This is a genomic window from Micromonospora sp. (genome assembly GCF_048594385.1).
In the GTDB taxonomy this organism is placed as follows: Bacteria; Actinomycetota; Actinomycetes; order Mycobacteriales; family Micromonosporaceae; genus Micromonospora; species Micromonospora wenchangensis.
The window spans coordinates 1-9,620 of sequence record NZ_JBMDWU010000133.1 but is presented as its reverse complement, the minus strand read 5'-3'; the positions used below and the strand labels follow the sequence as shown (position 1 = coordinate 9,620).

Genomic DNA, 9,620 nt, shown 5'->3' with positions numbered 1-9,620 from the left:
CGGGGGGGGGGGTCGCGCCCCCCCCGGGGGGCTGCGCCCCGGCCGCCGTGTGTCTCACTTCGGGTCGCCGGGTCCGCGTTCGCCCTTGGGGCCGTAGGCCCGTTCACCCCGGACCATGCCGCGCTGGCCCCGGTCCTCCTGGAGGATCCGGTTGGCCACCTGGTTGGCCTCCTTGTCCGACGCGCGTCCCGACTGTTCGATCAGGTCGCGCAGCCGCGCCCGTTCCTTGTCGTACGCGTTGCTTCCCGGCCGTGGTCCTGGCATGTCGCCTCCTCGGTGGTCCGCCTGCGGTACCCGCGCCGACTACCCGTCCCGGGCCCGGCCAACCGCCCCCCACCGCGTGCCGGAGGGCGGCCTACCGGTCGGTCGCCGGCTCCCGTACCACCGCCACCGGGCAGGCGCTGCGGTGCAGCACCCCGTGGCCGACCGAGCCGAGCAGCAGCCCGGCCAGCTCGCCGTGGCCCCGGCCGCCGACCACCACCAGTTGGGCCCGGCGGGACGCCTCGGTGAGGGCGGCGACCGGGCGGGCGTGTACGGGCTCCCGGTCGACCGGCAGGTCGGGGTGGCGTTCGGCGAGCCCGGCGAGGCCTGCGGCGAGCACGTCGTCCTCCTCGTCGCGCAGCCGGGCCTCGTCGTACACCAGGGGTTGGAAGTCACCGGGGCCGGTGGAGGCCGGATGGGTGTAGGCGTGCACGGCCCGCAGCCGGACGCCACGCGCGGCGGCCTGCGCGGCGGCGAAGTCCACCGCGGCGCGGGAGGCCGCCGACCCGTCGACCCCGACCACCACCGGGCCGTCGTCGGTCGGGGTGCCCCGGGCGACCAGTACCGGGCAGTCGGCGTGGGTGCTGACCTGGATCGCCACCGAGCCGACCACCAGGGCGCCGAACCCACCGAGGCCCCGGTCGCCGAGCACGATCATCGCCGCGGCGGGGGAGGTGCCGAGCAGCACCGCCGACGCCTCGCCGTCGATGATCTCCCCGGTGACCCGGATGCCGGGGCTGACCGTGCGGGCCTGCGCCACCGCCGCCTCGACCAGGTCCTGGGCGGTGCGGCGCAGCCCGCCGCCGGGTGGGTCGGCGGCGACCGGGTCGACCGGGGTGTGCAGCAGCGGCCAGATGAAGCCGTGCACCACCCGCAGCGGCCGGCGCAGGCGGGCCGCCTCGGTCGCGGCCAGCCGGACGGCGCGCAGCGCCGGCTCGGAGCCGTCCACGCCCACCACGATCGCCGCGCCGTCCGTCGGGTCCACCGTGCGCACCTCCTGCCGGGGTCAGTATCGCGGCTGGCCGGGGCCGGCGGGCCGATACCGCCACCGGTTCCCCCGTGCCGCCCGGTGCCCCGGGTGGGGGTGGACCGGCCGCTCCGTATGATGCTTGCTCTGTAGCAAGAATCTCGGAGGACAACCATGCCGGACGCGCTCGCAGCGATGTCGCGTGCGCTACGTGAGGCCCTGCCCGACCAGGTGGTGGAGGCCGTCGATCGGGCCCTCCGGTCGGAGTTGGCCGCGGTGCGGGTCGACGCGTTCCTGGCCGACTACCGGATCAGCGGGTTGTGGTCGGTGCTCGACCCGGAGGTGTCCGCCGGCTCGCTCACCGGCCAGAGCGCCGCGCAACGCTGTTTCTCAAGCCAGCAACCGGTGCGTGAGCCGTCCGACGGCGGATGCTGCCGGGTCTGGGTGCCGCTGACCACCCGGGGGGAGCGGCTGGGGGTGTTCCTGGTCGAGCTGGCCGTCAGCCCGGACGATCCGACGGTGGAGCTGATCGTCGACCTGGGCGTCGACCTGGCGACCACGTTGCGGGCGGCCGACCGGGAGACCGACCGGTACCGGCGCACGCGGCGTCGGGAGCGACTGAGCATGGCCGCGGAGATGCAGTGGGACCTGCTGCCGGGGCGCAGCGTCACGCACGAGGCGTTCCTGCTGGCCGGGCAGCTCGAACCGGCGTACTCGGTGGGCGGTGACCACTTCGACTGGTCGGTCGACCCGGGGCGGCTCACCCTCACCGTCCTCAACGGTGCCGGCACGGGCCTTTCGGCGGCGATGCTCACCGCGCTCACCGTCAACGCCATCCGCAACGCGCGCCGCTCGGGCGGCGGGCTGGTGGAGCAGGCCGAGTTGGCCTCGGACACGCTGTTCTACCAGCACCGGGGGCAGCGGCACGTGGCGACGCTGCTGTTGTCGGTGGACACCGCCACCGGCCGGGCGCGGGCGGTGGACGCCGGGTCGCCGCGGGTGCTGCGGGTGCGGGGGACCACTGTCGAGCGGATCGCCCTGGAGCAGCAGCTGCCGTTGGGCATGTTCGCCGAGACCCGCTACACGGTGCAGGAGTTCGACGTACTGCCCGGTGACCGGCTCTTCGTGGTCAGCGACGGCGTGTACGACGCGCAGCCGGGGGGTCAGGAGGCCTACGGTGAGCGGGCGATGGCCCGGTCGATGCGGTCGACTCGGCTGCAACCGGCGACGGAGGCGGTTGGTACGGTGATGCGCGAGCTGTTCGCTTATCATGCCGACACTGATCTACGTGACGACGCCGTTGTCGTGTGCCTGGACTGGTGCGGGCCGGGCGGGCGGCGCGAACGGTGATCGGCCGGCAGCGACTTTCGACAGCGGACAATCGCAGGGGACAGCGGGTGGAGCGACCTCCGGATCTTGCTGCGGCGATCGATGCCGCAGCCGAGGCGCTCGTCGGCGTGCTCGATTCGGCCACCTCCCGTCACCAGGTGGCGGTCCCGCCGACCCAGCTACGGGTGCTGGCGCTGATCCGGGACCGGCCGGAGACGAACGTCAACGGGCTGGCCGAGCTGCTCGACGTGGTGCCCTCGTCGGCCAGCCGGCTCTGTGACCGGCTGGAGGCGACCGGGTTGCTGCGCCGGACCCCGGACCCCCGGGACCGGCGGGAGGTGCGGTTGGTGCTCACCGCCGCGGCGGTGAGCCTGCTGACCGAGCTGCGGGAGCGCCGGCACCGGGCGGTGCAGGCGGTGCTGGACCGGATGCCACCGCGCGCCCAGCACGAGCTGCTGCTGGCGCTGTTGGCGTTCGGCCACGCGGCGGCCGCGGGCACGCCCACCGCGCAACCCGACACTCCCGCCCGCACCGCGTGAGCAGTTCCCCAGCCGTCCACTAGTGTCCTAGGATGCCTTAGCGGTGGTGACACACCACACACAGCGCCAGACCGCCCCGGGCAACGCGCGCCCCACCGGGGCGGCCGCCCACGCCCGATATAGTGGCTGCCGGTCCGGGGTGCCGAGCGCCACGGACCACACCAGGGGGAGGTCCCGGCCCGGGATCACCGAGACACCGGCGAGCGCCGGTCCGGTAAGCGCACGGCTGACCGTGGTGCCCGCGTGGGCACCCGGACCGTCTGCGGGGGGAGGTTCGGTGTCACGTCGGGCTCGGGCAGAGCATCCGCGCGGACCGGGCGGTGACGACAGCGCCGCCGACCGGGTGCTGACGTTGCCGAACCTGATCAGCTTCGTCCGGCTGCTCGGCGTACCCCTGTTCCTCTGGCTGTTCCTGGTCGTGGAGGCGGACGTGGCGGCGATCGTGGTGCTCGCCATCGGCGGCACCTCCGACTGGGTGGACGGCTGGATCGCCCGCCGGCTCGGGCAGGTCAGCCGCCTGGGCGAGTTGCTCGACCCGTTGGCCGACCGGCTCTACATCCTCGCCACGCTGCTCGCCTTCACCGCCCGGGAGGTGGTGCCGTGGCAGTTCACGGCGGCGCTGCTGGCCCGGGAGGCGCTGCTGCTCGGTTCGTTGGCGGTGCTGCGCCGGCACGGGTACGGGCCGCCGCCGGTGCACTACGTCGGCAAGACCGCCACCTTCCTGCTGTTGGCCGCGTTCCCGGTCCTGCTGGTGGCGGCGGCGACCACGTCGGTGACGGCGACGACCGCCGCGGCCATCGGCTGGGGACTGGCCTGGTGGGGTCTGGTGCTGTACTGGGTGGCCGGCGCGATGTACGTGGTGCAGGCGGCCCGGCTGGTGCGCGCGGCCCGGCGGGGGGTCGCCGCGTGAGCGCGCCGGGGGACGGGTCGAAGCGTCCGGCGCGGTTGTTCACCCCGGACTTCCTCACCGAGCTGTTCCAGAACCCGTTGGACCCGGGTTACGCCGACGCGGCGGCCCGGCGGCGGCGGGACCCGGCGTCGGGTTCCGGGTGGCGGGGCGCGTCCGCGCGGGCGGTGGCGGTCGTGGTGGTCGCGGCGGTGGGGTTCCTGTTCGCGGTGGCGTACCGGGAGACGATGGCCGACGAGCCGAGCCGCAGTCAGGCGCGGGCCGCGTTGATCGCGCAGATCAAGCAGCGGGAGGCGGAGACCGACGCGATGACGGCGCGGGCGGCGCGGTTGCGTGAGGAGGTCGGTCGGCAGCGGGACGCGGCGTTGAGTGGTTCGCAGGCGGCCCGGTTGCGCAACCTGGAGGCGGGTACGGGGCTCGGCCGGGTGCGTGGTGACGGGGTGGTGGTGAAGTTGGCCGACGCCGCGGTGCAGGACGACGGCGCGGTCAACGGTGACTCGGGGGCGGGTCCGTCGCGGGTGATCTATTCGGATCTGCAGAAGGTCGCCAACGATCTGTGGGCCTCGGGTGCGGAGGCGATCGCCATCAACGGGCAGCGGTTGACGGCGACGTCGACGATCCGTTCGGCGGGGGCGGCGATCCTGGTGGACTTTCGTCCGGTGACCAGCCCGTACGAGGTGTCGGCGATCGGGCCGCGGTCGTTGCGGGACCGGTTCGACGACAGTCGGTCGGCGTATCTGATGCGTCGGGTGGCCCGGGACACCGGGTTGTCTTTCGAGGTGCGCCGGGCGGAGGACCTCACGTTGCCGGCCGCGCCGGAGCCACGGCTACGCTACGCGCAGCCGTCGGTCAGTCCGAGTCCGTCGCCGGCGGGTTCGGGTGCTGTCGGTTCGTCCGGTGCCGGGTCGTCCGGTCCGGGTTCGTCTTCCCGCCCCTCCGGAGGTGTCCGATGATCGCGGTGCTGGCGTTGCTCGCCGGTGTGGTGCTGGGGATCTATCTCGATCCGACGGTGCCGGCGGCGTTGCAGCCGTACCTGCCGATCGCTGTGGTGGCCGCGCTGGACGCCGTGTTCGGTGGGGTGCGGGCGAAGCTTGATCGGATCTTCGATGACAAGCAGTTCGTGGTGTCGTTCATTTCGAACGTGCTGGTGGCGGGTCTGATCGTGTATCTGGGTGACCAGTTGGGGGTGGGTGGGCAGTTGTCCACGGGTGTGGTGGTCGTGTTGGGGGTGCGGATCTTCGGGAATGTGGCGGCGATCCGTCGGCACCTGTTCCGGGCGTAGGTTGGTGTCGTGAGCGACGAGCATCGGGAGACGGGTACGGGGTGGCCGCAGCCGGTGGAGCCGGTGCGTCCGCCGGGGCCGGCGGGTGAGCCGGATCCGCGGCCGGACGCGCCGGATGCGGACGAGTTGAGTCCGTTGGTGCCGGGGGAGCCGTCGCGGGAGCAGCCGTCGGAGTCGGGTGACGACGACGGGGCGACGGTGAACCTGGCGGAGGTGGCGTCGGCTGAGGTCGGGCCCTCGGCGGGTCCGGCGGGGCGGAGGGTGTCGTCGGCGGCGGTGATGATCGCGGCGTTGCTGGCGTTGTTGGGGTTCACGTTGGTGGTGCAGTTGAAGACGACCTCGACGGATCCGACGTTGGCGGCGACCCGGCAGGAGGACCTGGTGCGGATCTTCTCGGATCTGGATTCCCGGGAGAAGCGTCTGCAGCAGGACATCGAGGGCCTGGAGGACAGTCAGCGGCAGTTGCGTTCGGGTGAGCAGGGTCGGCAGGCGGCGTTGGAGGAGGCGACGAAGCGGGCCGACGAGTTGGGGATCCTGGCGGGTACGTTGCCGGCGCGGGGGCCGGGGTTGGCGGTGCGGTTCGAGCCGGGTGGTAAGCCGATCCGGGCGGACCGGGTGTTGGACGCGGTGCAGGAGTTGCGGGGTGCGGGTGCGGAGGCGATGCAGATCTCGGGTGGGGATCGGGCGTCGGCGCGGATCATCGCCTCGACGTACTTCCTGGACGGGGCGGGGGACGTGTTGGTGGTGGACGGGCGGCCGTTGACGGGTCCGTACACGATCACGGTGATCGGTGATCCGGAGACGATGCGTACCGCGTTGAACATTCCGGGCGGGGTGGCCGCATCGGTTCGCGGTGACGGCGGTAACGTGAGCGTCGAGGATCGTGAGGTTGCCGAGGTTTCGGCGCTGCACGCGCCGTTGAAACTGGAACACGCCCGTCCGGTCTCCTGACCGGCGCGGCCGCGCCGGGTGGTCCCGGTGCACCGATGGATGAGGGACGCGCTGGTGATTCCTGAGGATCTGCGTTACACCGCCGAGCACGAGTGGGTGGTGGGTGCCGAGGGCGGTAACGTTCGGGTGGGTATCACCCAGTTCGCGCAGGATGCGCTGGGTGACATCGTGTTCGTCCAGTTGCCGGACTCCGGTGCGGTGGTGGAGGCCGGTGAGTCGTTGGGTGAGATCGAGTCGACCAAGAGCGTGTCGGAGATCTACGCGCCGGTGAGCGGGACGGTGGCGGCGCGCAACGAGGCGTTGGCCGACACTCCTGAGGTGATCAATTCTGATCCGTACGGTGCGGGTTGGTTGGTGGAGATCGTGCCGGCGGATCCGGCGGCGGTGGACGGGTTGTTGACCGCTGCCGCGTATCGTGAGCTCACCGAGAGCTGAGTGGTGTCGTGCCGGGCGCGGGTGTTTTTGCCGCGCGTCCGGTTGCCCTGCATTTCGGCGCTGGCTAGGCTCGCCCAGTCGACCGAGAACCCCAAATTGGTGCAGTGTTGGGTGATTGCCTTTCGTGGGCAGGGGGAGCCAGCCGTCGGGTGATCTTCCCGGGGGCCGTACCCGCCGTTATCCTGTGCTGACCGAAACTGATCCGTGAGGTGGTCCCATGACGCGCCCAGGCGACGAGTTCCCCCCGCTCGACGTCACTTCGACGCTCAATCTCGGTTCGTTGGACGAAGTGCTGGAGGGTCCGGACACCGATGTGGTGCCGAGTCGGATGTCCGGCTCGTTGCCGCCGGGTATGGCGCTGCTGGTGGTTCGTCGGGGCCCGAATGCGGGTGCCCGGTTCCTGTTGGACCATGATGTGACGACGAGTGGCCGGCATCCGGACAGTGACATCTTCTTGGACGATGTGACGGTGTCGCGGCGGCATGCGGAGTTCCATCGGGATTCCGGGACGTTCACGGTGCGGGATGTGGGGAGTCTGAACGGCACCTACGTGAACCGGGAGCGGGTGGAGGCGGCCACGTTGAGCAATGGTGACGAGGTGCAGATCGGTAAGTTCCGGGTGGTGTTCATCGCCGGTCCTCGCCCGGAGGAGGAGGCCGGCCGGGGGTGAACGAGCCTGCGGCCTCCATGCCGTCCGGGGCTGCCCGGTCGCACCCGCTGATGAGTATCGGTGAGGTGTTGGGTCAGCTGCGGGTGGAGTTTCCGGACGTCACGATTTCGAAGTTGCGGTTCCTTGAGGCCGAGGGTCTGGTGGAGCCGCAGCGGACGGCGGCGGGGTACCGGAAGTACAGCTGGGATGATGTGGCCCGGTTGCGGTTCGTGTTGACTGCGCAGCGTGATCAGTATCTGCCGTTGCGGGTGATTCGTGAGCAGTTGGCGCAGTGGGACGGTGGTGAGGAGGCGCCGGGTCGGCAGCGGCCGACGTTGGTGGCGGTGGGTCCCGGTGGTGAGGTGCCGGGCCGGTCGGCGGAGGAGCCTGAGTCGCAGGTGCGGCTCGGGCGGGCCGATCTGGTGGCGCGTAGTGGGATCGCCGAGTCGACGTTGGGTGAGTTGGAGCGGCTCGGGGTGCTGGTGCCGGATCCGCCGGGTTGGTATGACGCGGATGCGTTGATCATCGCGCGGGCGGTGGCGGGTTTGGCGGCGTACGGGTTGGAGCCTCGTCATCTGCGGGGTTACCGGTCGTCGGCGGATCGTGAGGTGGGTTTGTTCGCGCAGTTGGTGGCGCCGTTGGCGCGGCAGTCTGATCCGGCGGCGCGGGCGCGGGCGGCGGAGACGGCGCGGGAGTTGGTGGCGTTGTCGCAGCAGTTGCATGCGGCGTTGGTCCGGGTGGGGTTGCGGTCGACGTTGGGTCGGTGAGGGGTTCGGCTGGTGTGTGCGGAAGGTTCTGCCCCGGGAAGCGTGCCGTAGGCTTGCCGGGGTAACCCCTTTTCCGGCGCGGTGCGGGGCTGGTGCGGTGGGGACTGCCGTGTCGTGGTCCGTGTACCGTGCAGGGACGGGGCGCGGTGCGGGTGTAGGCGACAACGACACGGAGGCGGCGGTGCGCGAGCTGAGCGTGGTCGGGGTTCGGGTGGAGCTGCCCAGCAACCAACCGATCGTCCTGCTCAGGGAGGTCGAGGGCGACCGCTATCTGCCGATCTGGATCGGTGCGGTCGAGGCCACGGCCATCGCCTATGAGCAGCAGGGGGTCAAACCGGCCCGGCCGTTGACGCATGATTTGTTGCGGGACGTGCTGGCGGCGTTGCAGGCGCCGTTGCGGGCGGTGGAGATCACGGAGTTGAAGGAGAACGTCTTCTACGCTGATCTGTTGCTGGGTGACGGGGTGCGGGTGTCGGCCCGGCCGAGTGATTCGATCGCGTTGGCGTTGCGGGTGGGTGCGCCTATTCGTTGTGCGGAGCAGGTCCTCAGTGAGGCGGGGATCGTGATTCCCGACGAGCAGGAGGATGAGGTGGAGAAGTTCCGGGAGTTCCTGGAGCAGGTGCGTCCGGAGGATTTCGCGGGCTGATCGTGGCTTCGTCGTGGGTGTCGCGGTGGCGATGCCGGTGTTGTGGTGTGTCGTCGCGCGGCGTGTCGCGGCGGTTTCTCCGTGGTAACCGCTTGGTGCGGCGTTAGGGTTGCCGTGTCGAGGGGTGTGCGTCGGTCGCACCGGCGTGTTACCGCACTGACGGGGAGGTTGTCGGGATGCACGAGCCGCGGGAGCCTGAGCCAGGTGTTGAGCGGGGCGAGTCGGTGGCACCGTCGGTGCCGGTGGACGGTGACGGTGCGGTCGGTTACCGGGGTGTGACGGCCTGTCATGCGGCGGGGATCAGTTACCGCCAGTTGGACTACTGGGCGCGGACGACGCTGGTGGTGCCGAGTGTGCGGGACGCGTCGGGTTCGGGGACGTCGCGGTTGTACTCGTTCCGCGATCTGGTGGTGTTGAAGGTCGTGAAGCGGCTGCTGGACGCCGGGGTGTCGTTGCAGAACATCCGTAAGGCGATCGAGGCGTTGCGGTCGCGGGGGGTGGAGGACCTGGCGGGGATCACGCTGATCTCGGACGGGACGACGGTGTACGAGTGCCGGTCCCCGGAGGAGGTGGTGGATCTGTTGCAGGGTGGTCAGGGGGTGTTCGGGATCGCGATCGGTGGGGCGTTCAAGGAGATCCAGGGTTCGTTGTCGCATCTGCCGGCGGAGCCGGCGGTGCCGGGTGGTGGTGAGGTGGTTCCGGCGGCGCAGGAGGGTGTGTCGTCGGAGGTGGTGGGTGATGAGTTGGCGGCGCGGCGGGCGCGGCGTCGGGCGGGTTGATCGGGGTGGTGTGGACGCCGCGGGCGGGTTGCGGTCGCGGCGTCGTCGTGTGCGGGGGGTGGCGGGTGTCGGCTCGGTGTGCCCGGTGGACACTGGTGGTGCCCGGGG

At 71.4% G+C, this 9,620-nt stretch carries 13 protein-coding genes; 11 read left to right on the top strand and 2 right to left on the bottom strand.

Annotation, left to right across the window (positions count from 1 at the left end; translation table 11 throughout):
• Positions 1-54: 54 nt before the first annotated feature.
• Together ACOJTC_RS06540 and ACOJTC_RS06535 are read right to left on the bottom strand one after the other, a co-directional pair.
• Positions 55-264: a phosphatidylethanolamine-binding protein gene (locus ACOJTC_RS06540; RefSeq protein ID WP_204928334.1), complete on the bottom strand. Its 210-nt coding sequence runs from the start codon at positions 262-264 to the stop codon at positions 55-57.
• Positions 265-355: 91 nt separating this feature from the next.
• Entirely contained in the window at positions 356-1,246 is an 891-nt protein-coding gene (locus ACOJTC_RS06535) for a universal stress protein (RefSeq protein ID WP_420116157.1), read from the bottom strand.
• 156 nt (positions 1,247-1,402) lie between these two features.
• On the opposite strand from ACOJTC_RS06535, the gene ACOJTC_RS06530 reads away from it, so the two are divergent.
• The 11 genes from ACOJTC_RS06530 to ACOJTC_RS06480 all read left to right on the top strand — a co-directional run bounded on the left by ACOJTC_RS06530 (position 1,403) and on the right by ACOJTC_RS06480 (position 9,512).
• Positions 1,403-2,578 carry a PP2C family protein-serine/threonine phosphatase gene (locus ACOJTC_RS06530; protein ID WP_363653237.1) on the top strand — a complete coding sequence of 392 codons (1,176 nt, stop codon included), beginning with the start codon at positions 1,403-1,405 and terminating at the stop codon, positions 2,576-2,578.
• Between the two features lie 47 nt (positions 2,579-2,625).
• A complete protein-coding gene (locus tag ACOJTC_RS06525) occupies positions 2,626-3,096 on the top strand; it encodes a MarR family winged helix-turn-helix transcriptional regulator (RefSeq protein WP_204928331.1) in 471 nt (156 codons plus the stop codon).
• Between the two features lie 343 nt (positions 3,097-3,439).
• Complete coding sequence (locus ACOJTC_RS06520) at positions 3,440-4,006, top strand: CDP-alcohol phosphatidyltransferase family protein (protein WP_420116158.1); 567 nt, start codon at positions 3,440-3,442, stop codon at positions 4,004-4,006.
• Complete coding sequence (locus tag ACOJTC_RS06515) at positions 4,003-4,956, top strand: DUF881 domain-containing protein (protein ID WP_204928329.1); 954 nt, start codon at positions 4,003-4,005, stop codon at positions 4,954-4,956. Before ACOJTC_RS06520 ends, ACOJTC_RS06515 begins: the two co-directional genes overlap by 4 nt.
• On the top strand, positions 4,953-5,285 hold the full coding sequence (locus ACOJTC_RS06510; RefSeq protein WP_067311500.1) for a small basic family protein: 333 nt from the start codon (positions 4,953-4,955) through the stop codon (positions 5,283-5,285). The genes ACOJTC_RS06515 and ACOJTC_RS06510 overlap by 4 nt, the downstream gene beginning before the upstream one ends.
• Before the next feature lie 9 nt (positions 5,286-5,294).
• Entirely contained in the window at positions 5,295-6,236 is a 942-nt protein-coding gene (locus ACOJTC_RS06505) for a DUF881 domain-containing protein (RefSeq protein WP_204928328.1), read from the top strand.
• A 54-nt stretch (positions 6,237-6,290) separates the two neighbouring features.
• Complete coding sequence (gcvH, locus tag ACOJTC_RS06500; RefSeq protein ID WP_204928412.1) at positions 6,291-6,671, top strand: glycine cleavage system protein GcvH; 381 nt, start codon at positions 6,291-6,293, stop codon at positions 6,669-6,671.
• Positions 6,672-6,888: 217 nt separating this feature from the next.
• A complete protein-coding gene (locus ACOJTC_RS06495; protein ID WP_067311506.1) occupies positions 6,889-7,341 on the top strand; it encodes an FHA domain-containing protein in 453 nt (150 codons plus the stop codon).
• A gap of 50 nt (positions 7,342-7,391) precedes the next feature.
• Entirely contained in the window at positions 7,392-8,087 is a 696-nt protein-coding gene (locus ACOJTC_RS06490; RefSeq protein WP_204928411.1) for a MerR family transcriptional regulator, read from the top strand.
• Between the two features lie 181 nt (positions 8,088-8,268).
• A complete protein-coding gene (locus ACOJTC_RS06485) occupies positions 8,269-8,733 on the top strand; it encodes a bifunctional nuclease family protein (RefSeq protein ID WP_088647333.1) in 465 nt (154 codons plus the stop codon).
• A 176-nt stretch (positions 8,734-8,909) separates the two neighbouring features.
• The gene (locus ACOJTC_RS06480; RefSeq protein WP_357927684.1) at positions 8,910-9,512 is read left to right on the top strand and encodes a MerR family transcriptional regulator; all 603 of its coding nucleotides are present in this window, start codon (positions 8,910-8,912) and stop codon (positions 9,510-9,512) included.
• Positions 9,513-9,620: the final 108 nt, after the last annotated feature.